Origin of the sequence: Bacillus sp. RE35 (assembly GCF_052146655.1) — a bacterium.
Taxonomy (GTDB): Bacteria; Bacillota; Bacilli; order Bacillales; family Bacillaceae_G; genus Bacillus_A; species Bacillus_A cereus.
Map to the genome: position 1 here is coordinate 5,092,578 of NZ_CP197377.1, position 25,541 is coordinate 5,118,118.

The window sequence follows — 25,541 nt, forward strand, 5'->3', positions numbered from 1 at the left end:
ACTACTTCTACTACTTTATGGTTTAGACATAATCATTTATGACTTTTTCAATTTTTAATTACAAAGAAAAGATTCACAAAATCTTTACATTAAAATCGTTCCTGTAGATTGAAAGTCTCTTGTATAATGCACATAGAAAAACATTATAGGAGGTTATTTTGAAAAAAAACAAACACATCTTTCACACATTATTAGAGATTTTTCTCGTCTCATTTAAATTAGGACTTACTTCATTCGGCGGTCCTGTCGCTCATCTCGGCTATTTTCACCACGAATACGTGCAAAAAAGAAAATGGATGGATGAACGAAGCTATGGAGATTTAGTAGCGCTATGTCAATTCCTTCCTGGTCCTGCCAGCAGTCAAGTCGGTATGGGGGTTGGATTATTAAGAGGCGGACTATTAGGAGCTATTATTTCATGGATTGGATTCACTTTACCGTCTGTACTTGTTTTGGTTTTCTTCGCCTCATTCCTTAATCAGTTCGATCTTGGAAGTGCTGGCTGGATTCATGGACTAAAACTTGTAGCAGTAGCTATTGTCGCTCATGCCATATGGGGAATGGCGCGAAAGTTAACTCCAGATCGCAACCGTGCGACGATTGCGATTGTAACTGCCGCAATTGCCTTATTATGGCCAAGTAGTTGGACACAAGTCATCCTTATTATAATATGTGGCTTTATCGGCTGGTTTTTATATCGCAACCAACCAATTAGCCAATCACAAAATATAAAAGTACCTATTTCAAAAAAGATAGCAGTTTCTTGTCTCGTCTTATTCTTTGGACTATTACTGCTGCTACCGATATTAAGACCGTTTTCTTATTACATCGCTTTATTTGATAGTTTCTATCGTTCTGGCGCACTTGTATTTGGAGGAGGACACGTCGTGCTGCCCCTTCTTGAAGGTGAGTTCGTACAAAACGGAATGATGACGAAAGAACAGTTCCTAGCTGGATACGGATTAACACAAGCAGTACCAGGACCACTATTTACATTCGCCTCTTATATAGGAGCAGTATTAAACGGGACGCTTGGGGCAACACTCGCAACAATTGCGATTTTCCTCCCTGCTTTCTTACTCGTTATTGGTGTTTTACCATTTTGGAACAGTGTGAGAAAAATATCATTCATACAAGGCGCACTACTTGGTGTTAACGCCGCAGTTGTTGGTATTTTAATTGCCGCTTTTTACGATCCTATTTGGACGAGTACAGTTATAAATGCTTCAGATTTCGTTTTCGCTTCGCTTCTTTTTTGCTTACTAGCTTTTTGGAAAACACCACCTTGGGTTATCGTTATACTGGGAGCCTTTGGCGGATATATTCTGTCCATTTTATAAATAAAAAACGACGGCATGATGTAGCCGTCGTTTTTTCTATTAAAACTTCACAAGCTCTATGCCTTCTGGCAACTCACTCTCTGTTAAAATACGCAATTCCTTCACACGATCCATTACGTAAGAAGAACGCTTCACAAGCTCTGGATCAATATATGCTGGATGAACCATAATTTCTACCGTTTGTTCACCTTGTACTCTTTCTTTTAACTTCACAAAGTAATCTTCCGTCACACCATCCGCATAAAAATCACTGTAAAACACATCAGAAAATGGATGCACCGCTCTATCTTCCTCACAACGACGAATCGGAACATTATATTTAGCCGCTAATCTCTCAAGAACATCATGTAAGATCGGTAAACCATGCACATGATGATGACTATCTAAATGAGTTGGTGTTAATCCGTAAGATAAAAACTTCTCAATTTGAGCAGTCCATTCTCTCTCAACTTCTTCTGGATTTATATTCCCTTCCCTTACAACACTTTGTTTATGAAACGATCCGTTTTCCCCTACGAGTGACGGTACATCCTTTAACAGTGGTTCTCCTGCCGTTAATACGAGATGTACGCCTACTCCGAGTAGGTTGTACTCTTTCGCTAAGCGTACCGCATGCTCTGTTCCTGGCATATTCATCATCATCGTCGTTGAATTTACAAGTCCATTTATATGCCCATCAATAATGCCGTAATTTGTACCTTCTGTAAGACCGAAATCATCTGCATTTACAATTAACTTAATCATCATAATACCTCCTAATAGAATAAAAAAAGCGGGCTAAATAGCGCCGCTTTTACTTCTCTACCTTTTTGAAGAACTGCGGAAGATACTCTTTATGTGCTTCCAACATTTCATCTAAAATTTGTTTTGCAACTTTATCTGATGGTACAAGTGGATTGATTGTCATAGCAAGCAGCGCCTTATGATAATCCCCTGTAACAGCAGCTTCAATTGTTGTGCGCTCAAATGATTTAATTTGTTGTACTAAACCGCGAACTGGTACTGGAAGATCTCCCACTGCAATTGGTTTTGGGCCTTCTTTCGTAATAATACAGTTCACTTCAACAGCTGAATCATGTGGTAAGCTTGCAATTGTTCCGTTGTTTCGTGTATTAACAGGCTGGATATCACCTTTATTATTGTAAATAGACGTAATTAAGCTACATGCTGCATCACTATAATAAGCTCCGCCACGTTTTTCTAATTGTGGTGGTTTAATATCTAAGTTCGGGTCTTTATATAACTCAAATAAATCATTTTCTAATTGTTTTACTACTTCTGCACGTGTACCTTTTTCAACAGAAGCTTCTTTCTCTTCTTCTAACATTTCACGTGTTTTGTAGTAGTAACGGTGGTATGGACATGGAATTGCACGAAGTCCTCGAATAAAGTCTGGTTCCCAGTTAAGCGCTGCGATATTTTCCATCGTAATTTGCTTTTCTGGATCTGTCACAAGCTCTAACACACGGTCCATTACACTCACGCCATCTAAATATACGTCTAATCCATATACCATATGATTTAAACCTGCGAAATCAACGTGAACACGACTCGCATCTACTTCAAGTAATTTTGCAAGACCCATACGAATTCCGATTGGAACGTTACATAGACCAACTACTCTTTGAATATTTGTATAACGAAGAACAGCTTCTGTTACCATACCAGCTGGATTTGCAAAGTTAATTAACCATGCATTCGGACAGAGCTCCTCCATATCTTTACAAATATCTAAAATAACAGGAATCGTTCTCAACGCTTTGAATAAACCACCAGGACCATTCGTTTCCTGACCGATTACATCATATTTTAATGGGATTGCTTCATCTTTTGCACGTGCTTCTAATAAACCAACGCGAAGTTGTGTTGTTACGAAGTCAGCATCTTTTAATGCCTCGCGACGATCAAGTGTTAAATGTACCTCGATTGGTAAACCTGATTTTTTCACCATACGTTTCGCTAAGTTACCAACGATTTCTAACTTTTCTTTTCCTGCCTCAATATCTACTAACCAAATTTCACGAACAGGCAGTTCATCATAACGCTTAATAAATCCTTCAATTAACTCTGGTGTATAACTAGATCCACCGCCGATTGTAGCAATTTTAATTCCAGTCATGCTTTATTCCCCTTTCGCTTCAAGCTTTTTATAAAGATCGATAAACTCTGCTGCTAATTCTTTCACTGTAATCGCATTCATTAAATGATCTTGTGCGTGAATTAAAAGAACACTAACCTCTGTTTTTTCTCCTCTTGCTTCTGATTGTATGAGCTCTGTTTGGAAATGATGCGCTTCATTAATCGCTTCTTTTGCCTTTACCATCGCTTCATCTGCTTCTACCATTTTCCCCTGTTTGGCAAATTGAAGTGCCTCCATCGCAAAGCTTCGTGCGTTACCACTATTTAAAATCAATTGGAATGGAATTTGTTCTGCTGTAGTCATCATAATTACCGCCCTCTCTATAAGGTTCAACCGATTTAAATACCCCTTCAGTTTGAACATTTCTATTACATTATTATTTTATGAATGATAGTTTGGTGTTCTTGTAGATGAGTTTCATCTTTTTGAACATGATATAAAGGTGATTGTCCTCACAGATAGTGTTATCTGTGAGAACAATTACTGTGTTACATAGGTACAGAGTTGTTATTTCCTTTTGCTGCTGCTTTTTCAGTACGAACAACAGAACGATCGCACAATACAACGAATGGATAGTAGATTACCATCGCAATTACAAAGTTGAATAACTGTAGAATTGCACCTGAAAGATGCCCACCTGTTACAAGATAACCACTAATAATTGGTGGTGTTGCCCATGGAATCATTGCAACTGTTTTTGGTACCCAACCAATAGATATAGCTGTATAAGAAGTAATTACCAATACAATTGGTGTTATGATAAACGGCAAGAATAAAACTGGATTTAAAATAATTGGTGTACCAAAGATTACTGGTTCGTTAATGTTGAATGCACCTGGACCAATTGATAAGCGGGATACACCGCGTAATTGTGCACTTTTTGCTACAAGTAATACAACTACTAAGAACGCTAATGTTGCACCAGAACCACCAAGATATACGAAAGTATCAAAGAATGGTTTTGTAACAATGTTTGGAACATCAAATGCAGATGTGCCACCTTGGAATAACTTCATATTTTTCTCTAATGCTGGTAAGTATAACGGCTCAATAATACCACCAACGATATTTGGACCATGTAAACCGAAGAACCAAAGAAGATGAACAAGGAGTACAATGACAATTGCACTTGGTAATGTCCCTGCTAAACTTTGCAGTGGTGATTGAATCGTATTAAAGATAAATTCATGAACACTTGTACCAGCTAATTTCACTGCTAATTGAATACCTGCAACTACTGTTAAGATAACAAATGCTGGAACTATAGCTGCGAAAGATCTTAAAACTGCTGGTGGTACTCCATCAGGCATTTTAAAAGTAATGTTTCTTTGTACGAAGAAACGGAATACTTCAGTAACAAGGAGTGCCACAATAATTGCTACGAATAACCCTTGTGCACCTGTCCAAGCTAAGTTCAATCCGCCTTCTTTCGGTGTTGTTGGCGTAAGAATAATTAACGCACCAAATGAAATAATACCTGCTGACAAACCATCAACGCCGTAAGATTTTGCTAAGTTATAACTTGTTGTAAATGCTATGATTAGTGCTAGAATCGCGAAAGAACCAGTCCACATTCCACCGCCAACTTGTTTCCACGTTTCACCAAACAAACCTTTCATGAAATCTTGGAAAGCCTCAGATGGAAAACCATTAATTAGTGATGCCAGTGCACCAACTAAAATAAGTGGCATAACTGCGATAAATCCGTCACGGATCGCAGCTAAATGACGTTGCGACCCGATTTTACCAGCGACAGGAACAATATATTTCTCCATGAATGCAATAAACTTTTGCATTTCGCTTCCCCCCTAATTATTTTTTAAGTGTTAATGCGTGATCTAAAACTGCTTCTCCATTCATCATGCCGTAGTGCATTGGATTGATAACGTCGATTCCAACGTTTCTCTCATCAGCAAGCGTTTTCATTGAAGAAAGCATGTAACGAACTTGTGGTCCTAGTAATAATACATCTGCTTGATCGATATTCGTTTTTACTGCATCCCCAGATACAGCCCAAATCTTTCCTTCTAAACCGCGAGCTTTTGCAGCCGCTTCCATTTTTGTAACTAGTAAACTTGTAGACATCCCTGCTGAGCAACATAATAAAATATTCATTTGAAAATCCCCCTTGTGTAGTATAAAAAATTTATGTTTTATTTATTTTTCTTTACGCTATTTATTAATGCAATTAGCGTGCCAACTTTTTAAAACCACTAAAATCAGTGCTTTTTCGAGCATTTTCTTTGTGTGTTAACGCTTTCAATTAGTGTGTCGTCTAAAAAACACACAGTGTGTTATAAAACAACACGCTTTTAACACATAACTGTATGAAAATAGATTAGTGTTTAGTTGTCTAGTTATGTTTAATATGAAAAAACACTAAAAAAATTTTTTATCGTAGAAATCTAGTAAAAAACAACATTTTCTTGAGCTCAGTCTTCTATCTATTCTATTGTCCAAGCATACTCTACTAGATTACATAAAATAAAATAAAATAAAATAGAATAGAATAAAATAACACAATTCGAAAGGGGATTCCTATGCCAAAACATAGAAAACAAAGCAAAATAAAGATTTATAGAATAACAAGCTATAAAAAAGACAAGCGTTCTGAATTAGACTCTGACAAATTTGAACTAGAACAGCAGGACAAGCATGATATACAAGACAAACAGGACAAACAGGATGAGCAGAATAAGCAAGATAAGCAAGTACAATCGGAAAATGTAACTATAGTACCTACAGATTCACACAGCTTAGATGTGTGGGATGAAATTTCTCTAAAGGAAATACAAGCTGGTGAACATACGAGCCTATTTGAAGAAAAGAGTAATTATCAAAATATTAATTTAGTCCAAGTAAACGATGTTCGCTTATACTTGGACAAGCAACTACAATTCAGTTCCGTTGATGAGCAAATTTATCATGAAGCACTTGTACATCCGATTATGGCAAAAGTAATTGATCCAAAACGTGTTCTCATATTAGGTGGTGGCGATGGCCTTGCCTTACGAGAAGTTTTGAAATATGAAACTGTGCTACATGTAGACCTTGTTGATTTAGACGAGGCAATGATTAATATGGCACGTAATGTTCCAGAAATAGTATCTTTAAACAAAAATGCTTTTTTTGATAATCGTGTGAACGTGCACGTATGCGATGCAAAAGAATTTCTAAATTCACCTTCATCTTTATACGATGTAATCATTATTGATTTTCCAGACCCAGCGACAGAATTATTAAGTACTTTATATACAAGCGAACTATTTGCTCGTATAGCTACATTCTTAACAGAAGATGGGGCTTTCGTCTGTCAATCTAATTCACCTGCTGATGCACCTCTAGTATATTGGAGTATCGGTAATACAATTGAACACGCTGGATTAACTGTGAAGAGTTATCATACAATCGTTCCTTCTTTCGGAACTGACTGGGGATTTCATCTTGCTACTAATTCTGCACATGTACTCGATCAAATTGAACAATTATATGTAGTACCAACTCCTCGAACATTGCCTGCTCTTCTTTTTCCTTTATTTCAATTTAAAGAAGAACATCTAGAACAACGTAACCTCGCTCTTTTAAATTCAGAATCAAATCTTATCTTACATCAATGCTACAAACAGGAAATGAAGTTTTGACAATATTATAATAAGGAGTGCTACCCTATGGAATATTCTACTTTTGGCAAGCATATAATAGTAGATTTGTGGGGAGTGGACTTTTCCCTATTAGATGATATGCACTTTTTAGAATATCATCTAGTTACAGCTGCAGATTACTCTGGTGCCCATGTTTTAAACGTAAGTAAAAAAGAGTTCCAGCCATATGGTGTTACTGTATTAGTGTTATTATCAGAAAGCCATCTTTCCATTCACACTTACCCGGAACAAAATTTTGCGGCTATTGACTGTTATACTTGCGGTACAACCGTTGAACCACAAATAGCGATTGATTATATCGTAAATATATTAAAACCGGAACGGATGCATATAAAAAGATTAATTCGTGGTATAGGAGAAATTGTTACTGCCGATTAATTATAACTCTTACTCATCCGAAAAAAGGAGGATTGTAAAATACCATCAGTGGGATGAACATTCCACTGATGGTACAGGCACATACATAAAATGAAATTTTAATTAGTGGAAGTTTTACTGCCCGTTAATTCGAGATAAAAAAACCTTGCATAAGCAAGGTTCATTCATCCACCGACATCTTCCTATATAACTCTACAAACTCACTCGCTAATTCTTTCACCGTAATTGCATTCATTAAATGGTCTTGTGCGTGTACCATTAAAAGAGTAACTTCGGTCTTTTCACCACCAGCTTCTTTCTGGATAAGCTCCGTTTGTACACGGTGCGCCTCTTTTAATTCCTCTAGTGCTTCTTGTAATTTAGCTTCAGCTTCTGTAAACTCCCCACGCTTCGCACAATCAATTGCTTCCATTGAACAACTTCTCGCGTTTCCCCCATGCAAGATTAAATGAAAAGCTTTCGTCTCTATCGTATCCATTTTAGTTCTTTACTCCCCCTTTTCTTCCGCCAGTTTTTGTTTATCCCATATTTTTAAGAACGGTAAATAAATGAAGAATGCTAGCGCAAAGTTAACAAGTTGTAAAATAACACCTGAAATTTTCCCGCCCGATCCTAAATATCCACTAAAAAGAATAGGTGTCGTCCAAGGTACAGCGGCCCCACTCGGACGTGCGACCCATCCCCATTCCATTGCAAAGTACGAAACAATTGTTAACACAACTGGAACTAATATAAATGGAATTAGTAAAAGTGGGTTCATCACAATCGGCATACCAAAAGTTACCATCTCATTAATATTAAATATACCAGGTGCAATTGACAATCTCCCTAAACTTTTTAATTGTTGACTTCGTGCAAATAGTAACATTCCGACAACTAGAGCAAGCGTTGCACCAGAACCGCCCATATAAATCCATAAGTCAAAAAACTGTGCCGTAATCGTATTTGGTACATCTTGCCCAGCTTGAAAAGCGACTCGGTTTTGATCCATTAACGACAACCAAACGGGGCTCATTACACCACCAACAATAGTAGCACCATGAATTCCACACGACCAAAGAACATGAACGAGAATAACTGCTATTATTGCGCCCCAAAGACTAGCACCAAGTACACTAAGTGGTTCCTGTAAAATTTGTCCTACAATATTATGGATACTGCCAAAAGAAGTATTTTCTATAATTAAGCGTAAAATCCAAATAACTGTTACAACAATAAATCCTGGAACAAGTGCCGCAAATGAACGCGTGACAGCTGGTGGAACTGTCTCTGGCATCTTTATGATTATCTTTTTTTGTACAATAAATCGATAAAGTTCAGTAGATATAAGTGCAATAATCATTGCTACAAATAACCCTTGGCTTCCCATTAATGCAGCTGGGATAGCGCCTTCTACAAGTACACTTTCTTTTGTACTTGGTATAATATATGCAACTTGAAATGGCGTCGCAAGTAAAAACGTCACAAGCGACAATGCCCCGGATGCTAAAGCATCCACTTTATAATACTCTCCAAGCCTGTAAGCGATTCCAAAAACAGCTATTAAAGCCATTATATTAAAAGTTGCACTAACTGGATACCCTAAAGCTCTCTGCCAATTCTCACCAAACAAACCTGCCATAAACTCGTTATATCCGGGTATTGGCAGTGCACTAATAATGAGGAAAAACGATCCAATAATTAAGAAAGGCATCGTTAAAATAATTCCATCTCGAATTGCTTGTAAATGCCTCTGCTCTGCAACCTTCCCTGCTACTGGCATCACGTACTTCTCTAAAAACCGTATCATCTATCCCACTCTCCTCATGGTTTCATTGACAAAGCTGCTTGCAAGATAGCTTCTCCATTACAAAGTCCGTAATGAACGGATTGAATGACATCAACAGGTATCCCTTTATCCTTACATAATTCTTTCATTTTCGGTAATAAATAACGTACTTGCGGTCCAAGTAAAAGGACATCAGCTTTATCAATATGACTATTCACTTCAGAACCTGATACTGCCCAGATTTTCACTTCTATCCCTCTTGCCTCTGCTGCTTTCTCCATCTTTGTAACAATCAAACTGGAAGACATTCCCGCTGCACAGCAAAGTAAAATATTCATCCCGCTTCCCTCCCCTTTTTTCTCTACCTAAATTATGGTGCACTCCTTGCCACCACTAGGTTACAAATATATATGTCTAGATTTCCTGCTGTATGCCGAGCTTAAAAACAAAAATTTCTTGGTTTTCGCGCTATTCCATCTATCCGTATTCTCCTAGTAAAGAGAACTCTAACTCGCTATAATGATTCAGTATGACTTTTTTTAATTGATAGGAGGATATATTTATGAAGGCATATCGCTTTCCACTTATTTTATTATCTTCTATCCTAATTGGTGGTTTCATTGGTTATTTCATGGGTGCCGATGCAGTTGCTTTAAAGCCGCTTGGTGACATTTTCTTAAACTTAATGTTTACGATTGTTGTACCTCTAGTGTTCTTTAGCATCGCATCGTCTATTGCTAATATGGATGGATTAAAACGTTTCGGTAAAATTATGTCTAGTATGGCTGGGACTTTCTTATTTACAAGTATTTTAGCTGCTATTTTTATGATTATTGTTGTGAAAATATTCCCGCCAGCACAAGGTGTTGTACTAGAACTAACACAACCTGACAAAGCCGGCAAAGCTGTTAGTGTTGCAGATCAAATCGTCGGTATTTTAACAGTATCTGACTTCTCGAAGTTACTATCTCGTGAAAATATGTTAGCTCTTATTTTCTTCTCTATCTTAATGGGGATTGCAACTTCAGCAGTTGGCGAAAAAGGAAAGCCATTCGCTACATTCCTACAGGCTGGTGCAGAGATTTCAATGAAGGTTGTATCTTTCATTATGTACTACGCCCCAATCGGACTTGCTGCTTACTTCGCAGCATTAGTTGGTGAATTCGGACCACAACTTCTTGGAACTTACTTCCGAGCGGCAATGGTATACTATCCAGCTTCTCTAATTTATTTCTTTGTATTCTTCACATTCTATGCATACCTTGCAGGTCGCAAGCAAGGTGTACAAGTATTTTGGAAGAACATGGTCTCTCCTACAGTTACATCACTTGCAACTTGTAGTAGTGCCGCAAGTATTCCAGCGAACTTAGAAGCAACGAAGAAAATGGGTATTTCTTCAGACGTTCGTGAAACAGTTGTCCTTCTTGGTTCTACACTTCATAAAGACGGCTCTGTTTTAGGTGGCGTATTAAAAATTGCTTTCTTATTCGGTATTTTCAACATGGAATTCGAAGGGCCGAAAACATTAGCAATCGCACTTGTTGTTTCTTTATTAGTAGGAACAGTAATGGGTGCTATTCCAGGCGGTGGTATGATTGGTGAAATGTTAATCGTATCTCTATACGGTTTCCCGCCAGAAGCACTGCCAATTATCGCAGCAATTAGTACAATCATTGATCCACCTGCAACGATGTTAAACGTAACAGCAGATAACGCTTGTGCGGTAATGACAGCTCGCCTTGTAGAAGGTAAGAATTGGATCAAAAACAAATTTGCTTAATAGAAAGAGGATGCTCGTTTAGAGCATCCTCTTTTTGTCTTTATTTATTGATTAGTCGATACCACTCATTCTCTCTCGCCACAAATTTGTTAAAATCTTCACAAATATTCCACATCCATTATCCATTCTCCGTACTATAATCATGTATGGAAAAGGAGATGGAAACGATGACACAAAGCGCACCTGAATTTAAAGTTTTGCAAAGCATTGCATTTCTCGCTGTCGTTTTGCAAAGTTCCTTATTATATACAATGAATCAAGGAAATGTCTTACTTGAGCAATCCCTCATTATGGGCATGCTATTTAATCTTGCAAAATTCTCAGCACCAGCATTCATATTTATCGTTGGATTTCACTTAATTCGTCACTATACGAAGCAATTAGTATATAAAGAATATATTTCTGAAAAAGCGACACACTTACTCATTCCTTATTTCTTTTGGTCTATTCTTTACTTATTAACAACAAATGATCTTATTACATTACAAGGCGGAATAAAAAGTTTATTACTCGGAACAGCCGCGCCCCATCTTTGGTACGTTATTATGATGTTCCAAATTCACTTATTGTTCCCTTTACTATGCACACTTTTTTATTGGTTTCAAAAACGAACAGAAAATAAAAAAGACATATATAAATATATGACCTTTTTCGCTTGCCTATATTTTCTATTAATGTGGTTCTCTTCTCACTATATTTTTAATGGAGAAAAATTAACAAGCTCAACAATTTTACATTATACAGATCGATCATTTCTATTCTACTCATTCTATTTCGTTATGGGTGGCATTGCCGCTGTAGCACTAAAAACTTGGCGTCTATTCGTCATGAAACATATCCCGCTTATAACAATATTATTTTTCATCTTATTTTTATTCATCAATTATGAGTTGTTTAGTTTTTACGGAGCAAACTCTATTCATTTAACTGTTTCTACCTATTTAAAACCATCTATGTTTTTATATATCGTATGCGAAATTATCATACTGTATGTGTTATCTATTATGATAGTACAGCGTCGTGGTTTCTTATATAAAACGTTACGTTTTATTGGAAATTACACGTATGGTGCTTATTTAGCTCATTTATTCTTCTTGCAACTATGCACAAAACTTCTTTCCTTATTCACGCTGCAAGAAAATACTATATTATATAGCCTATTACTATTTGTGTTAACGGCTATTATCTCTATTTCAACAATGGTCATTTGTAGCACAATACCATTTCATACTTGGATTACAGGTCCTTCTCCTACAACAAAGATGAAATGGACGAAGGTTGTATTCCGAAAAAATCATAAAAAACTATTCAAGCCATATATTTGATATAATGATACGCATATAAAAAGAAAGCGAGAGACACCTATGATTAATCAAGTTGGACAAATTATGCTATATGTAAATAACCAAGACGAAACAGTACAATTTTGGACAGAAAAAGTAGGGTTCCAAATCATTGCGGAAGAAAATAACGGAAATGGCTTCCGCTGGATTGAAATTGCACCGGCGAAAGAAGCAGGAACAAGCATCGTCCTTCACGATAAAGCGTTAATCGCGAAGATGCAACCTGAACTAAACCTAAATACACCTTCACTTATGTTCTTCTCAAATGACTTAGACCGTCTATATAAAGATCTTTCTGAGAAAAATGTCACAGTTGGACAGGTTGTAGATTTACCTACTGGTAGAGCATTCAACTTTGCTGATAATGAAAATAATTACTTTGCAGTAATGGAACGTAAATAAAAAATAAGCTATCCGAAAAAATCGGATAGCTTATTTCATCTTAAGAAACTTGTTCTACATTCGTTTCTCTATGCTGTATATGACTCGTGATCCAAGCAATTCCACCTGCAACAACGAGGTAACATAACAATATTAAAATTTGCATTTGTAATTGCGACCAATCTCCTAAAGAAATAACATCTTGTAATCCTCTAAGAGAATGGGACATTGGGAGAAATTGTCCAATTTTACTAAGAACAGCTATATTTAATTCTCCTGGGAAAGTACCTCCGCTCGTCGCTAATTGCAGGACAAGAAGGGTTACCGCTAAGAACTTTCCAACAAGACCAAATACTGTTACTAACATAAGAATAAATGTCATGAACGTAAAGGAAATAACAATACTTGATAAAACAAAGAGTGGCACACTTGCGACTTCTAATTTCATAACACCTAGCACAACTACATCTACGAGTAGCGCTTGAATAAGTCCAATTAAATATACCAATCCTAGTTTATTAATAAAATGTACCGTTCCGCTTACCTTCATATTTTGTCTGCGGCCAAGAGGTAAAATATTCGATGCCATAATTCCGCCAACATAAAATGCAAGTGATAAGAAATATGGCGCAATGCCTGAACCGTAGTTAGGAACGTCAGAAACTGTTGACTTCACTAACTGAACTGGCTCTGAGAACATCGTATTACGTGCATCATCATTACGAACATCCGCTATCTTCTCTGCGCCCTCTCCCAATTTCGTAGAAAGTTCTTTCGCACCATCATCAAGTTTAACAAGTCCATTTGTTAATTTACCAGCTCCGTTATTCAGCTCCGTTCCACCACTCGCAAGCTGGTTTACACCTTCTTGCAATGATGTAAACCCATTTCCCCACTTCGTAAATCCATCAGCCAAATTCGATGCACCATCTGCTATCTTTTGCGTTCCAGCAGTAGCTTCATTTAACTTAACTCCGAATGTATTTATGCCTTCTTCAATCTTATGTTGACCGTCAGTAAGCTTCTTCGCACCTTGTGTCAATTGTTGTTGGCTATTATTTAAAGTACTTGTTGCTTTAGCTAGTCCATTAGACGTAGCAACAATTTTTTGAAAAGCGGGATCTTGCTGCACTTCTGGATGATTTTTCACGTACTCTTCTAATTGTTGTTTTACACTATTTGCCGCATTGTCCGCTTTCGCTTGCCCTTCAGCAAGTTTTTCATTTCCATTCACCCATTCATTTGTACCAGCACTTAATTCACTAATTCCTGATTGTAACGTTTTTTCACCTTGTGCTAGTAATTCCATACCACTATGAAGTGATGTCGCTCCTTGACTCAGCTCATTTGCTCCCCCGGTTAAAGCAGATTGACTGGATGCAAGCTTTTCACTTCCTTCTTTCAATTTCGATGTCCCATCACTTAAACGATCAATACCATCCGCAAGCTGATTCGCTCCATTTTTTGCATCGGTCGTTCCTTCATGTAACTTCTCAGCACCATTACTTGCATCACTCAATCCTTGTGCCAAATCTTGAAACTTTGAAAAGACACCTTCTGTATAAGATTTCGTAATACTGTTTGAGATTTTTGTTTTCATATTTTCAACAGCTGTCGTTCCAATTTGAGCTGCTACAAAGTTTTTACCTGGATTTACTTTGTACTGCAACTTTGCCGGCTCTGGTTTCTCATCCATAAGTGTACTTACCTTTTTAGAGAAATTCTCTGGAATCGTAACAACCATATAATATTTATCTTCTTTTAACCCTTCATCTGCATTTTTTTCTGATACGAAATGAAAAGCCAGTTCCTTATTCTCTTTTAAATTTTTAACAAAATCGTCTCCTGCATGAATTGTTTTTTCATCCATCACAGCACCCTTATCTAAATTCACAACTGCAACAGGTAATTTATCTAATCTTCCGTACGGATCCCAATATCCAGCCAAGAAGAATCCTGAATAAATTAACGGAACGATTAATAAAAAAATTAAAGCGATACGTCCATGTTTATGGTGCCACATCGCTTTCCAATCTTTAAATATTAGTTGAATTCCCTTCATGAAACATACTCCTCTTCTAATTTAACACCCTTCGAATGGTTTAACAGATTTACTATACACGTCACTTTCCATACTGTATAATACATCTTTAATTATCAATTCATTCCTTTTGGTCTATAGAAAGGGGATTCTAAATGGAACTGCTCCAGTTAAAATACTTTCAGACAGTCGCACGACTAGAACATATGACAAAGGCAGCTGAAGAATTGCATATCGCGCAACCTTCACTCAGCAAAACAATCGCTAGACTTGAAAAGGATTTAGGCGTTCCTTTATTTGATCGCCAAGGCAGACAGATTACTTTAAATTCTTTCGGAAAAGTATTTTTAAAACGAGTAGAGCGTATTTTTCATGAATTAAGTGAAGGGGAACGAGAAATTAAAGATTTAGCCGAATTACAACAAAGCTCTATTACACTGGCCGTTTCTATTCCGAGAATATTACCAGAACTACTTGGCTCTTTTTTAATAGAACATCCTAACGTTCGATTTCAACAATTTCTTGCATCTACTCCTTCTATGAAACGACAACTAGATAATATAGAAATTGACTTTTGTATCTCCTCTGTGCCAATTGAAGGTGAGGAGATTGTTTGGGAACCACTTATTACAGAAGAAATTTTCTTAGTCGTCCCTTCAGGCCACCGTTTATCCGGCCGAGAAAATATCCACCTGCATGAAGTAAAAGACGAACCGTTTATTAGTATGAACACTGGCTACGGATTTCGGCACTTAACGGATGAATTTTGTAAAGAAGCTGGTTTCACTCCGCATATTGCTTTTGAAGTAGATGAACCGACAGTGATTAGCGACCTTATTAAGCAAGGTCTCGGCATCGCTTTTGTTCCAAGTTTAACTTTATTAAAAAACTCTACTTTAGCATCAAGCAAGTTGCGTATTATTGAACCCAATTGTCAGCGAACCATCGGATTAAGTTGGTCAAAAAAACGTTACTTATCAAAAACAGCTCAGCAATTCCGTGAATTCGTGATTGACTACTTCTCTAATATTAGGACGTAAAATTATATGAACAAATAAAAGGTGCCACCCTCATATGGTGGCACCTTTTATTGTTCACTCTTTTTTAATTCTATTTCAGCTAAAAGTGGTAGTACGTTATCAAAAATATGCGTATTATTATTTTCACCTGTTACATATCCACCGTAATATCTACTAAATACATTGTCATTTCGGAATGTGGCCATATGATTATACAATTCCTTCGCAAACTTTGTATCACCTGTTTGTAGTACGTACAAAATTGTTAATCCGTACGCGGCCGGCGATTCATAATTCACAGTTTGTTTTCCCGTTTCTAAATTGTAACGACCGTATAGCTTTCCATCCTCCTGGAACTTCTTCTTTATAAATTCCAAATAAGCAGCTGATGAAAGACCACCTAAACTTCGATGATATGCAACGTATGATTGGTCAATAAGATTCACTTCTTTATCGTACGTAAATGTACCATCTTCTTTATACTCTTTTGGGAATGCCCAGCCATGCCTTGGATAATCAGCTAAAAATTGAACGACTTCCTGATATTGCTGAGCAGAAACTTTGCCGTACTTCTTCATATAGGAGAATGCACGCGGATTTATGTATGATGTTGTTACAAAATTATTTTGTTTCCCTGCATCTGCATCATAATAATCAACATAATAATTATCTTTTTTATTATAACGAAGTACAGCATCACTTAATTGATCGGCAAGGTTTTTATAACGCTCTTCCTTATACATTTCATAAGCACGATATAATTGTTCTATAATACGAAGATCATCTATAAGTGCATTTGTAGCTGACTGCCTCTCTCCCTTTTCAGAGAGTTTCCATAAAACGATATGATTCTTATATATGAAATTATCTTGAATAACCTTTACTTGCTCATCAAATAACGCCTGATCATCTTTATCAAGTGTATACTGTAACCATAATCCCGCCGATTCTGATAATGCTTCACGTCCCTTAGCTTCACCCGTACCTGCCTTAGTATCTACTAAACGATACGTGGCAAGTGTTCCATTGTCATTCACCATATGTCTTAAAATAAAATTTTCTGTACGGTTTCCTTGTAAAGCTGACCAAAATACAATTCCACCTAAAGCGATTAAGAAGATAACTCCAATCCCTATATATAAACGTTTCCGCAATCTTTTCACCTCCCTAGTAAGGCTAACCTTAATTTTATCAGAACATACATAAATTTAAAAAAGACAATCTATTAGATTGTCTCCCGCATTTTTATCCCTCACAAACCTCTTTAGAAGGTTTATATAGCGATTGTACAAGTCGATCATATTCACGACGCGTAATTTCTTTATTATATAGCTTCAATAATAAATCTCTATGCTCTTTTGAAAATGCCATCTTTTTAATGACTTCAGGATACATAAAACACCCTCTCCATTTCACATAAACTTCTTGATTTCGAAAAACAGAACTTATGTTCGCATAAAAGATTATAAAAGATTCCTGAGCAAAAAACAAACAAAACATGACCAACCATTTATTTCTTTCTATTCGAAATATTACAACATTATATTATCATATTCACTTTTTAAATACATATATATTTTTGGTAGTTTTTTTGAATAAATCTTCCAATTCAATCAGAAAATAATGGCAAAAAAGAAGAGGAGTTTACATATGGATACGGTAACATTAGCAAGAGCATTTTTTGGTTCTTCATTAGCATTCCACATTATCTTTGCAACACTTGGCGTCGGACTTTCATTGATGATTTTTATAAGCGAAATACTCTATCACTGGAAGAAAGACTCCGACTATGCCATTATGGCGAAAAGATGGACAAAGGCGTTTGCTATTCTTCTCGGTGTAGCAATTCCAACTGGAACAATTGTTGGTGTGCAAATCTCACTTCTTTGGCCTGGTTTCGCCAAAATTGTTGGGCAAGTTATTTCTGTTCCCTTCCAAATTGAGATTTTCGCCTTCTTTTTGGAGGCTTTATTCATGTCGATTTACGTATATGCAGCTGATAAACTTCCTCCATTTATGAGATTAATCTCGCTATTTTTCGTCATGCTTGGTGCCACGGCATCCGCCGTACTCATTACATCAGCAAATACATGGATGAATACACCAGCAGGCTTTTCAATGAATCCAGATGGATCTGTTTTTAACGTTGATCCGTGGAAAGCTTTCTTTAATCCGAGTTTTGGCACAAGCGCATTCCATGTTGTTATTACGGCTTATGCAACTGGTGCGGCTGTCATTGCTTCTATCGCTGGATTTAAATTATTGAAGAAAAATTTAAGTACACGTGAAATTGCTTATCATAAAAAAGGGCTGCTATTAGGGCTTGTCGTTACATTTATTACAGGCGCTACGATGTGGCTTTCAGGACATGAATCAGCGATTGCCCTACATAAACACTCACCTGAAAAACTTGCATCTGCTGAAGCTTTATTTGAAACGACATCACACGCACCGCTATCCATTGGCGGAGTTGTGGATCCTAATACACTTGAACTAAACTACGCACTTGAAATTCCAAACATGCTTAGCTTATTAGTGGGACTAGACCCTAGCACTGTCGTAAAAGGTTTAAAGGAATTCCCACAAGAAACATGGCCACCATTTTATACACATACACTATTCAACTTAATGGTCGGCACTGCTGCATTCACCTTTGCAGTTGCAGCAATTGCACTCTTATATTGGTATTTCGTGTACCGAAAAAAGGGAACAGAACTACCGAAGTGGCTACTTTGGGGGGCTGCCGCATGCGGACCAATTATGATGCTCGGTATTGAATTCGGATGGATTTTCAGTTGTAGCGGTCGTCAACCATGGACAATTTATGGTATGCAACGTACCGTCGATGCAGCTACACGCGCTGATTTCGTCGGTCCTTTATTTATTTTGTTCATCATTTTATATATTGGACTCGCTATTTTAACAGTCTTTGTTCTACGGACATTCTTTAGAAGACATCCATTAAAGAATGATTTACAACACCAAGGAGGCGATTCTCATGCATGAGGAAAGTATTGCAATCATCATCTTATGGGCCCTTATTTTCGTATACAGTATATTAGGCTCCATCGATTTTGGTGCTGGTTTTTGGGGCATGGTATACGCAAAACATCCAACGCTCGCTGCCAAACTTGCGAATCGGTACTTATCACCAACTTGGGAAGTAACAAATACATTTCTCGTCTTCGTCGTTGTCGCATTTCTCGGCTTCTTTCCGAAAGCGGCCTTTACCCTTGCGACAGTAATGTTCGTACCAGTTATGTTAATTTTAGTGCTCGTTGCAGTACGTAGTACGTTTATGGTATTTGCTTACTCCTTGCCAAAATATCAGTACCTTCTTCGGGTTATTTCAGGTATTACTGGTCTCTTAATTCCAGCACTATTAATTACCGTTTTACCCGTTACAGAGGGAGCCTATATTACAATGTCTGAAGGAAAAGAAGTACTCCTGTATGGAAAACTTCTTTCTAGCCCGGTTATCTACTGTTATATGCTTTTCGGACTAACGTCTGAACTATTTCTCTCCTCTCTCTTTCTTGCTGATTTTGCGAGAGAACAAAGTTCAGAAGATACGTATAGAATTTATAGAAGAAATGCTATCATTCTTGGTCCTGCAACGCTCGTTACAGCAATCATCGCCCTCGTTGTAATGGACCCAGAAACACATTGGCTTATGCAAGGATTAATAAAGCAATTCCCGTGGTTTACAGTTTCTATTGTTTTATTCGTTATCGGATACTCGTCCCTTTGGTGGACAAACAAAAAATACAATACACTAGGATACCCTCGCATTGCCGTTTTAGCTGTCGTCGCTCAATATGCATTTGCAAGCTACGCTTACGGCGTCGCGCATTTACCGTATATTATTTATCCTGACGTAACTGTATTTACAAGCTTCACAACGACAGAAACGTTCTATGCACTGCTCATTCTATACGCAATTGGGATTGCAATTTTATTACCAGGATTTATTTTCTTCTGGAATTTATTCTTGAAGGATCGTACTTTTTTGAAGGAAAAATAATATAGTCTTGGAGTCTGTCCCAAAAGGCATTTTGGAATAGACTCCTTTTGTCATGTTTTGTTGATAAGTCGATATATTTTAAAAATCGCCAATATATTTCAATAATCGCTGATATATTTTAAGTTGCGCCAATATATCTCCATAATTGCCCATATAAATTTCATTTACTATTTTACTGCCCCAAAAATTTATAGACTCCTCTCATAATAGTTATTTCACTATTCGTGACACTTGTCCTTTAGCATGAAAAACACATATTCGGTTCATCTCGTTATACGTCTAGTTCTTCTTATTTTTTGCTGAATATACTACCAATATAAACTTGAGACAAGCTACATCTGTTCAAGGGAAAATAGAAAGGTAGGCAAAATATGAGCATTGAAATATGGATTACTATTATTGTATTCTTCTTAACGATGATCGTTATCTTTTGGCGGCCTCGAGGTTTGAATGAGGCGTGGCCAGCAGCAATCGGAGCTGGTATCATCATAATTACTGGACTTGTATCAAAACCAGACGTCATGGATATTATAAGTAAAATTGGCGGTGCTTCCATAACAATATTAGCGACCATCGTCATGGCAGTTATATTAGAAAGCTTCGGCTTCTTCCATTGGTCCGCAGCGAAACTGGCAAATCTAGCGAAAGGTTCTGGACGCCGTCTATACTGGTATATTCAATTATTATGTTTTCTTATGACTCTTTTATTTAATAACGACGGTAGTATTTTAATTACAACTCCCATTTTAATTCTTCTTCTAAAAAACCTTCAATTAAAACCACATCAACAAATTCCTTATTTATTAAGCGGAGCTTTAATCGCTACCGCATCTAGTGCACCAATTGGTGTAAGTAATATCGTAAACTTAATTGCATTAAATATCGTTAATATGACTCTTTATATGCATACTGCTATGATGTTTGTACCTGCAACATTAGGCTTATTATTTATGTCATGGCTCATGTATACAGTTTTGAAGAAAAAACTTCCGAAAAAATTACCTGTTTCTTCATATGATATTGAAGAAATTTTCTTCACGAAAAACTTCCATCCACTAAAAGGAAATAATTCTGTTGATACGAAACAAAAACGGACAAGATTCATGTTAAAAGTATTAGGTTTCGTCTTCCTGATGCGCTGTCTTCTATTCGTTGCATCCTTCTTATCCATCCCAATTGAAATCGTTGCAGTACTTGGTTCACTCGTTCTTCTCATTTGGAGATGGTACTACTTACGAACAAACCCTGTCGACATTTTGAAAAAGACACCGTGGCACATTTTAATTTTCGCCTTCTCTATGTACGTCATTATTTACGGACTCCACAACGCAGGATTAACAGCTGCACTTGTACAATGGCTCGAGCCAATTGTGAATCAGCATCTACTCTATGCTAGCTTTGCAATGGGCGGACTTGTATCCATCCTCTCTAACGTCTTCAATAACCATCCTGCCCTTATGATTGGTACAATCACATTAACAGAAATGGGACTAGATCCAGTCACATTAAAAACAATCTATCTTGCAAACATCATTGGTAGTGACATCGGTTCACTATTACTACCAATTGGTACACTAGCTTCACTCATTTGGATGTATATTCTGAAACAAAACAAAATTAAAGTAAAATGGAAAGACTATTTAAGTGTATCCCTTATCGTTATCCCGCTCACAACAGTCGTCACACTATTCCTCTTATTCTACTGGGTACATCTCTTCTTTGCCTTATAAACAACAGAATCCCCATTTGCTACCGTCTTAGCAAATGGGGATTCTTCTATAATAAAGTTAGGTACTACAGTGTGATCAATCAAGTAAAGAGGTGTAACGTGTTATTGATATAAATGACTACCAGCTTCTTTAAATTCTTCTGCTTTCTCTTTCATTCCTTTTTCAATTGCTTCTGTCGTTTCTAAATCATTTTCTTTTGCATATTCACGAATATCATGTGAAATTCTCATACTACAAAACTTCGGTCCACACATTGAACAGAAGTGAGCTGTCTTTGCCCCTTCTGCAGGCAACGTTTCATCGTGATATTCCATCGCACGTTCAGGATCTAAAGATAAATTAAATTGATCGCGCCAACGGAATTCGAAACGTGCTTTTGAAAGTGCATCATCACGCTGATGAGCCGTTTTATGTCCTTTCGCAAGATCAGCCGCATGCGCTGCAATTTTGTACGTAATAACACCCGTGCGTACATCATCTTTGTTTGGCAAACCTAAATGTTCTTTCGGCGTTACATAACAAAGCATCGCCGTTCCAAACCAACCGATCATCGCAGCTCCAATTGCCGATGTAATATGGTCATAACCCGGTGCAATATCTGTCGTTAGTGGCCCAAGTGTATAAAACGGCGCGCCCTGACAAATATCAAGCTCTTTCTCCATATTCTCTTTAATTAAGTGCATCGGTACGTGTCCAGGTCCTTCGATCATAACTTGCACATCATGTTTCCAAGCAATTTTCGTTAATTCACCAAGTGTTTCAAGCTCAGAGAATTGTGCTTCGTCATTTGCATCTGCAATCGATCCTGGACGTAATCCATCTCCAAGAGAGAACGAAACATCGTACTGCTTCATAATTTCACAAATCTCTTCAAAATGAGTATATAGGAAGTTTTCTTTATGATGGAATAAACACCACTGCGCCATAATCGAACCACCACGCGAAACGATACCTGTCGTACGCTTTGCAGTAATTGGAATGTAACGAAGCAATACACCAGCGTGAATCGTAAAGTAATCAACGCCTTGCTCCGCTTGCTCAATTAACGTATCACGGTACACTTCCCATGTTAAATCTTCTGCAATTCCATTTACCTTTTCAAGCGCTTGATAAATCGGCACAGTTCCAACTGGTACAGGCGCATTACGAATAATCCACTCACGCGTCGTATGAATGTTTTTACCTGTAGATAAATCCATAATCGTATCTGCACCCCAGCGCGTTGCCCACGTCATCTTCTCTACTTCTTCTGCAATCGAAGAAGATACAGCTGAGTTTCCGATATTCGCGTTTACCTTCACATGGAAGTTACGCCCGATGATCATCGGTTCAGCTTCTGGATGATTAATATTCGCTGGTAAAATAGCGCGGCCTTCTGCGATTTCCTTACGAACAAACTCCGGCTCTACCCCTTCACGAATCGCAACATATTCCATCTCAGAAGTAATAATGCCATTACGTGCATAGTGCATTTGCGTAACGTTTGCACCTTGCTTTGCTCTAAGTGGCTGGCGATCCATTTGCGGGAAAACAGGTGTATGTTTCGAAGCCACTTTCACACCGTCATCCTCTGGTTTCACTTCACGCCCTTCGTATGCTTCTACATCACCACGCCCCATAATCCAAGAATGGCGCGGCGTTGGAATCCCCTTTTCTAACTCCACTTTATACTCAGGATCCGTATAAGGGCCGCTCGTATCATACACACGAATTGGCGGATTTGGAACGCCATTTGTTTCGCTTTGTTCAATCTCACGCATCGGTACTTTCATGCCTTCTCGTGGTCCATCCACATATACTTTCTTACTCCCTGGTAAACTCGATTTCAATTCAATTTGCTCAGCTGAAACAGATTGTTTCATAAATTTTATTGCCCCCCTGTTCGTGACAAGGACGAGATATGGCCAGCGCATGCCAAAATAAAAAGAGCCAGGTCCATAAAAAAATAAGGACCTGGCTCATAAAGACATCATTATGTAAAGCCATTAACTTCCCTACGCTGGTACGAGCCAGATCAGGTCCAAAGGGTTAAGAAGTTCACGCGCTTCTCTCTCAGCCTACGCATACGTTAGGCACCCCTAGTTTATCACTGATTTAATTTTCAATACTTTCCCATCATACACCATAATCTGAAAAATTCAAAGTTTATTTCTTTTGCTCTTTACGGAATCATCCACGTTAAATAATACGCCTGCACATACGTCATAATACCAACAATAATTACGAAGAATAAGCTATGCTTCACTGTAAAACGGAACAAATCCGATTCTTTTCCAGCAAGACCAACCGCTGCACAAGCGATCGCAATCGACTGCGGGGAAATCATTTTACCTGTTACACCGCCTGTTGTATTTGCTGCAACGAGAAGCACTTCAGATACGCCGACTTGCTGCGCTGTAATGGCTTGTAAATTTGAGAACAGTGCATTCGCAGACGTATCAGACCCTGTTAGGAATACGCCAATCCAGCCTAAGAATGGTGAGAAGAACGGGAATAGGCCGCCAGTTCCGGCTAATGCTAACGCTAACGTGGAAGATAGACCAGAATAGTTTGCGATAAATGCAAACCCTAGTACGAATCCGATAGATAGAATTGGCATTTTTAATTCGCTTAACGTTTCTTTAAATGTCACTACTGCATCTTTTACATTCATTTTCAAAATAAACATGGAAATGATACAAGCAATTAAAATCGCTGTTCCGGTTGCCGATAATACATCAAACTTCAGAATTGCCTCGTAAGGCGTTGGTTTATTTACAATTGGCTCTGCTTTCATTACTAGATTATGCAGACCTGGAATTTCAAACTTAAATACAAGACTTTCTAAAGCCCCTCCTGGAGTGAATAATGCCTTAAAGAAACTTTGGCTCCAAATGACTACCATAACCGTTAATACGATAAATGGGGACCATGCCTTCACTACTTTTCCAAACGTTAATTTCGGCATCGATGCCGCTGTCGTTGTTGCTGCTACTTCACTATTTGCTTGCCCAGATTGATAAATTTCTTTCGGCTGCCAAACTTTTAAGAACAGCGCTAAACTAATTAAACTTACAAGTGCCGATGTAATATCCGGAAGTTCTGGTCCTAAAAATGTCGCTGTAATGAACTGCGTAATCGCAAATGAACTACCCGCTACAAATAACGCAGGCCACGTTTGTCGTATCCCCTTAAATCCATCCATTAAAAATACGATAAAGAATGGCACAAATAATGATAGGAACGGTAATTGATGCCCAGCCATTTGTCCAATTTTATGTGGATCAATACCTGTTACTTGTCCAGCAACTGTAATCGGAATTCCCATCGCTCCGAACGCCACTGGTGCAGTATTTGCAATCAAACAAAGACCTGCTGCGTATAAAGGATTTAACCCAAGCCCCGCAAGAAGTGCTGCTGTAATCGCTACTGGTGCCCCAAATCCTGCCGCTCCTTCTAAAAATGCTCCAAATGAAAATCCAATTAAAATAACGAGTAGACGATGATCGCTCGTAATCGATAATACCGATGCACGAATCACATCGAATTGACCTGTTTTCACAGAAATTTTATATAAAAATACCGACATAATGATAATCCAAGCAATTGGCCATAATCCGTATAAGAAACCATATCCGGTCGCTGCCATTGCCATCGTGAATGGCATTTTATAAGCGAATAACGCTACTAAAACTGTAAGTACAACTGTAATAAATCCTGCCACATACCCTTTCATGCGGAAAACTGCTAAAGCTAAGAAAAAAAAGATAATCGGAATAAGTGCTACCGCTGCCGAAATCCAAATGTTTCCGAATGGATCATAAACTTGTGTCCATGTGTTCATTGTTCTCTCCCCCTAAAGAATCCCCTTTTAAATAGAATAACCTCATCAATAGACTATCAGGTCATCATACCTTTAAGTCTAAAATAAAAAAACGTTTAAGAAAACGTTTTCA

General features: G+C 37.7%; 23 protein-coding genes and 1 riboswitch. Of the genes, 10 read left to right on the forward strand and 13 right to left on the reverse strand.

What is annotated here, in order from left to right; translation table 11 throughout:
- The first annotated feature begins 158 nt into the window (after positions 1 to 158).
- A complete protein-coding gene (locus tag ACTL4X_RS26140; protein WP_000739648.1) occupies positions 159 to 1,340 on the forward strand; it encodes a chromate transporter in 1,182 nt (393 codons plus the stop codon).
- 39 nt (positions 1,341 to 1,379) lie between these two features.
- Here the strand turns inward: ACTL4X_RS26140 and chbG are convergent, their stop codons facing one another.
- From chbG to ACTL4X_RS26165, 5 genes are all read right to left on the reverse strand, one after another.
- Positions 1,380 to 2,084, reverse strand: coding sequence for a chitin disaccharide deacetylase (gene chbG, locus ACTL4X_RS26145; protein WP_000593496.1), 705 nt, complete (start codon positions 2,082 to 2,084; stop codon positions 1,380 to 1,382).
- A gap of 49 nt (positions 2,085 to 2,133) precedes the next feature.
- On the reverse strand, positions 2,134 to 3,459 hold the full coding sequence (gene celF, locus ACTL4X_RS26150; RefSeq protein ID WP_000145750.1) for a 6-phospho-beta-glucosidase: 1,326 nt from the start codon (positions 3,457 to 3,459) through the stop codon (positions 2,134 to 2,136).
- A 3-nt stretch (positions 3,460 to 3,462) separates the two neighbouring features.
- The gene (locus tag ACTL4X_RS26155; protein ID WP_000989059.1) at positions 3,463 to 3,786 is read right to left on the reverse strand and encodes a PTS lactose/cellobiose transporter subunit IIA; all 324 of its coding nucleotides are present in this window, start codon (positions 3,784 to 3,786) and stop codon (positions 3,463 to 3,465) included.
- 182 nt (positions 3,787 to 3,968) lie between these two features.
- A complete protein-coding gene (gene celB, locus ACTL4X_RS26160; protein ID WP_086402100.1) occupies positions 3,969 to 5,276 on the reverse strand; it encodes a PTS cellobiose transporter subunit IIC in 1,308 nt (435 codons plus the stop codon).
- Between the two features lie 16 nt (positions 5,277 to 5,292).
- A complete protein-coding gene (locus ACTL4X_RS26165; RefSeq protein WP_001023569.1) occupies positions 5,293 to 5,595 on the reverse strand; it encodes a PTS sugar transporter subunit IIB in 303 nt (100 codons plus the stop codon).
- A 425-nt stretch (positions 5,596 to 6,020) separates the two neighbouring features.
- On the opposite strand from ACTL4X_RS26165, the gene ACTL4X_RS26170 reads away from it, so the two are divergent.
- Positions 6,021 to 7,121, forward strand: coding sequence for a polyamine aminopropyltransferase (locus ACTL4X_RS26170; RefSeq protein ID WP_001123965.1), 1,101 nt, complete (start codon positions 6,021 to 6,023; stop codon positions 7,119 to 7,121).
- Between the two features lie 27 nt (positions 7,122 to 7,148).
- Entirely contained in the window at positions 7,149 to 7,520 is a 372-nt protein-coding gene (gene speD, locus ACTL4X_RS26175; protein WP_000456821.1) for an adenosylmethionine decarboxylase, read from the forward strand.
- A gap of 160 nt (positions 7,521 to 7,680) precedes the next feature.
- Here speD and ACTL4X_RS26180 read toward each other — a convergent pair whose 3' ends face one another.
- The 3 genes from ACTL4X_RS26180 to ACTL4X_RS26190 are packed head-to-tail and all read right to left on the reverse strand — an operon-like array spanning position 7,681 to position 9,626.
- On the reverse strand, positions 7,681 to 7,998 hold the full coding sequence (locus tag ACTL4X_RS26180) for a PTS lactose/cellobiose transporter subunit IIA (protein ID WP_000379645.1): 318 nt from the start codon (positions 7,996 to 7,998) through the stop codon (positions 7,681 to 7,683).
- Between the two features lie 9 nt (positions 7,999 to 8,007).
- Complete coding sequence (celB, locus tag ACTL4X_RS26185) at positions 8,008 to 9,309, reverse strand: PTS cellobiose transporter subunit IIC (RefSeq protein WP_000617789.1); 1,302 nt, start codon at positions 9,307 to 9,309, stop codon at positions 8,008 to 8,010.
- A gap of 14 nt (positions 9,310 to 9,323) precedes the next feature.
- On the reverse strand, positions 9,324 to 9,626 hold the full coding sequence (locus ACTL4X_RS26190) for a PTS sugar transporter subunit IIB (protein ID WP_001023543.1): 303 nt from the start codon (positions 9,624 to 9,626) through the stop codon (positions 9,324 to 9,326).
- Positions 9,627 to 9,850: 224 nt separating this feature from the next.
- Between ACTL4X_RS26190 and ACTL4X_RS26195 the strand changes: the two genes are divergently transcribed.
- The 3 genes from ACTL4X_RS26195 (at position 9,851) to ACTL4X_RS26205 (ending at position 12,813) form a co-directional block, all read left to right on the forward strand.
- Positions 9,851 to 11,068: a dicarboxylate/amino acid:cation symporter gene (locus ACTL4X_RS26195; protein WP_000649362.1), complete on the forward strand. Its 1,218-nt coding sequence runs from the start codon at positions 9,851 to 9,853 to the stop codon at positions 11,066 to 11,068.
- A 167-nt stretch (positions 11,069 to 11,235) separates the two neighbouring features.
- On the forward strand, positions 11,236 to 12,393 hold the full coding sequence (locus tag ACTL4X_RS26200) for an acyltransferase (RefSeq protein WP_000194333.1): 1,158 nt from the start codon (positions 11,236 to 11,238) through the stop codon (positions 12,391 to 12,393).
- A gap of 39 nt (positions 12,394 to 12,432) precedes the next feature.
- Entirely contained in the window at positions 12,433 to 12,813 is a 381-nt protein-coding gene (locus ACTL4X_RS26205; protein WP_000610162.1) for a VOC family protein, read from the forward strand.
- A gap of 40 nt (positions 12,814 to 12,853) precedes the next feature.
- Here the strand turns inward: ACTL4X_RS26205 and ACTL4X_RS26210 are convergent, their stop codons facing one another.
- Positions 12,854 to 14,854: a YhgE/Pip domain-containing protein gene (locus ACTL4X_RS26210; protein ID WP_086402099.1), complete on the reverse strand. Its 2,001-nt coding sequence runs from the start codon at positions 14,852 to 14,854 to the stop codon at positions 12,854 to 12,856.
- A 134-nt stretch (positions 14,855 to 14,988) separates the two neighbouring features.
- On the opposite strand from ACTL4X_RS26210, the gene ACTL4X_RS26215 reads away from it, so the two are divergent.
- The gene (locus ACTL4X_RS26215) at positions 14,989 to 15,873 is read left to right on the forward strand and encodes a LysR family transcriptional regulator (protein ID WP_086402098.1); all 885 of its coding nucleotides are present in this window, start codon (positions 14,989 to 14,991) and stop codon (positions 15,871 to 15,873) included.
- Between the two features lie 47 nt (positions 15,874 to 15,920).
- Here the strand turns inward: ACTL4X_RS26215 and ACTL4X_RS26220 are convergent, their stop codons facing one another.
- Positions 15,921 to 17,006, reverse strand: a complete 1,086-nt coding sequence (locus ACTL4X_RS26220) for a transcriptional regulator (RefSeq protein WP_140161683.1) — start codon at positions 17,004 to 17,006, stop codon at positions 15,921 to 15,923.
- A gap of 91 nt (positions 17,007 to 17,097) precedes the next feature.
- On the reverse strand, positions 17,098 to 17,247 hold the full coding sequence (locus tag ACTL4X_RS26225; RefSeq protein ID WP_000283179.1) for a hypothetical protein: 150 nt from the start codon (positions 17,245 to 17,247) through the stop codon (positions 17,098 to 17,100).
- Between the two features lie 255 nt (positions 17,248 to 17,502).
- On the opposite strand from ACTL4X_RS26225, the gene cydA reads away from it, so the two are divergent.
- From cydA to ACTL4X_RS26240, 3 genes are all read left to right on the forward strand, one after another.
- Positions 17,503 to 18,858 (forward strand): cytochrome ubiquinol oxidase subunit I, encoded by a 1,356-nt coding sequence (cydA, locus tag ACTL4X_RS26230; protein ID WP_000381975.1) that lies wholly within the window; start codon positions 17,503 to 17,505, stop codon positions 18,856 to 18,858.
- The gene (locus tag ACTL4X_RS26235; protein WP_000544187.1) at positions 18,851 to 19,876 is read left to right on the forward strand and encodes a cytochrome d ubiquinol oxidase subunit II; all 1,026 of its coding nucleotides are present in this window, start codon (positions 18,851 to 18,853) and stop codon (positions 19,874 to 19,876) included. The genes cydA and ACTL4X_RS26235 overlap by 8 nt, the downstream gene beginning before the upstream one ends.
- A gap of 371 nt (positions 19,877 to 20,247) precedes the next feature.
- The gene (locus tag ACTL4X_RS26240) at positions 20,248 to 21,606 is read left to right on the forward strand and encodes an arsenic transporter (RefSeq protein WP_000021123.1); all 1,359 of its coding nucleotides are present in this window, start codon (positions 20,248 to 20,250) and stop codon (positions 21,604 to 21,606) included.
- 101 nt (positions 21,607 to 21,707) lie between these two features.
- Here the strand turns inward: ACTL4X_RS26240 and thiC are convergent, their stop codons facing one another.
- Positions 21,708 to 23,468 (reverse strand): phosphomethylpyrimidine synthase ThiC, encoded by a 1,761-nt coding sequence (gene thiC / locus ACTL4X_RS26245; protein ID WP_000814485.1) that lies wholly within the window; start codon positions 23,466 to 23,468, stop codon positions 21,708 to 21,710.
- Positions 23,469 to 23,580: 112 nt separating this feature from the next.
- A riboswitch (TPP riboswitch) is annotated at positions 23,581 to 23,696 on the reverse strand.
- Positions 23,697 to 23,767: 71 nt separating this feature from the next.
- The gene (gene lldP / locus ACTL4X_RS26250) at positions 23,768 to 25,429 is read right to left on the reverse strand and encodes an L-lactate permease (protein ID WP_071740933.1); all 1,662 of its coding nucleotides are present in this window, start codon (positions 25,427 to 25,429) and stop codon (positions 23,768 to 23,770) included.
- Positions 25,430 to 25,541 lie beyond the last annotated feature (112 nt).

Excerpts from the sequence above, each read along its gene's own strand:
- ACTL4X_RS26190 (WP_001023543.1), bottom strand. The coding sequence starts at position 9,626 with ATGAATATTTTACTTTGCTGTGCAGCGGGAATGTCTTCCAGTTTGATT.
- celB (WP_000617789.1), bottom strand. The coding sequence starts at position 9,309 with ATGATACGGTTTTTAGAGAAGTACGTGATGCCAGTAGCAGGGAAGGTT.
- cydA (WP_000381975.1), top strand. The coding sequence starts at position 17,503 with ATGGATACGGTAACATTAGCAAGAGCATTTTTTGGTTCTTCATTAGCA.
- ACTL4X_RS26235 (WP_000544187.1), top strand. The coding sequence starts at position 18,851 with ATGCATGAGGAAAGTATTGCAATCATCATCTTATGGGCCCTTATTTTC.
- celB (WP_086402100.1), bottom strand. The coding sequence starts at position 5,276 with ATGCAAAAGTTTATTGCATTCATGGAGAAATATATTGTTCCTGTCGCT.
- speD (WP_000456821.1), top strand. The coding sequence starts at position 7,149 with ATGGAATATTCTACTTTTGGCAAGCATATAATAGTAGATTTGTGGGGA.
- ACTL4X_RS26210 (WP_086402099.1), bottom strand. The coding sequence starts at position 14,854 with ATGAAGGGAATTCAACTAATATTTAAAGATTGGAAAGCGATGTGGCAC.
- ACTL4X_RS26240 (WP_000021123.1), top strand. The coding sequence starts at position 20,248 with ATGAGCATTGAAATATGGATTACTATTATTGTATTCTTCTTAACGATG.
- ACTL4X_RS26170 (WP_001123965.1), top strand. The coding sequence starts at position 6,021 with ATGCCAAAACATAGAAAACAAAGCAAAATAAAGATTTATAGAATAACA.
- ACTL4X_RS26195 (WP_000649362.1), top strand. The coding sequence starts at position 9,851 with ATGAAGGCATATCGCTTTCCACTTATTTTATTATCTTCTATCCTAATT.
- ACTL4X_RS26200 (WP_000194333.1), top strand. The coding sequence starts at position 11,236 with ATGACACAAAGCGCACCTGAATTTAAAGTTTTGCAAAGCATTGCATTT.
- ACTL4X_RS26215 (WP_086402098.1), top strand. The coding sequence starts at position 14,989 with ATGGAACTGCTCCAGTTAAAATACTTTCAGACAGTCGCACGACTAGAA.
- ACTL4X_RS26180 (WP_000379645.1), bottom strand. The coding sequence starts at position 7,998 with ATGGATACGATAGAGACGAAAGCTTTTCATTTAATCTTGCATGGGGGA.
- lldP (WP_071740933.1), bottom strand. The coding sequence starts at position 25,429 with ATGAACACATGGACACAAGTTTATGATCCATTCGGAAACATTTGGATT.
- ACTL4X_RS26165 (WP_001023569.1), bottom strand. The coding sequence starts at position 5,595 with ATGAATATTTTATTATGTTGCTCAGCAGGGATGTCTACAAGTTTACTA.
- thiC (WP_000814485.1), bottom strand. The coding sequence starts at position 23,468 with ATGAAACAATCTGTTTCAGCTGAGCAAATTGAATTGAAATCGAGTTTA.
- ACTL4X_RS26225 (WP_000283179.1), bottom strand. The coding sequence starts at position 17,247 with ATGTATCCTGAAGTCATTAAAAAGATGGCATTTTCAAAAGAGCATAGA.
- ACTL4X_RS26155 (WP_000989059.1), bottom strand. The coding sequence starts at position 3,786 with ATGATGACTACAGCAGAACAAATTCCATTCCAATTGATTTTAAATAGT.
- chbG (WP_000593496.1), bottom strand. The coding sequence starts at position 2,084 with ATGATTAAGTTAATTGTAAATGCAGATGATTTCGGTCTTACAGAAGGT.
- ACTL4X_RS26205 (WP_000610162.1), top strand. The coding sequence starts at position 12,433 with ATGATTAATCAAGTTGGACAAATTATGCTATATGTAAATAACCAAGAC.
- celF (WP_000145750.1), bottom strand. The coding sequence starts at position 3,459 with ATGACTGGAATTAAAATTGCTACAATCGGCGGTGGATCTAGTTATACA.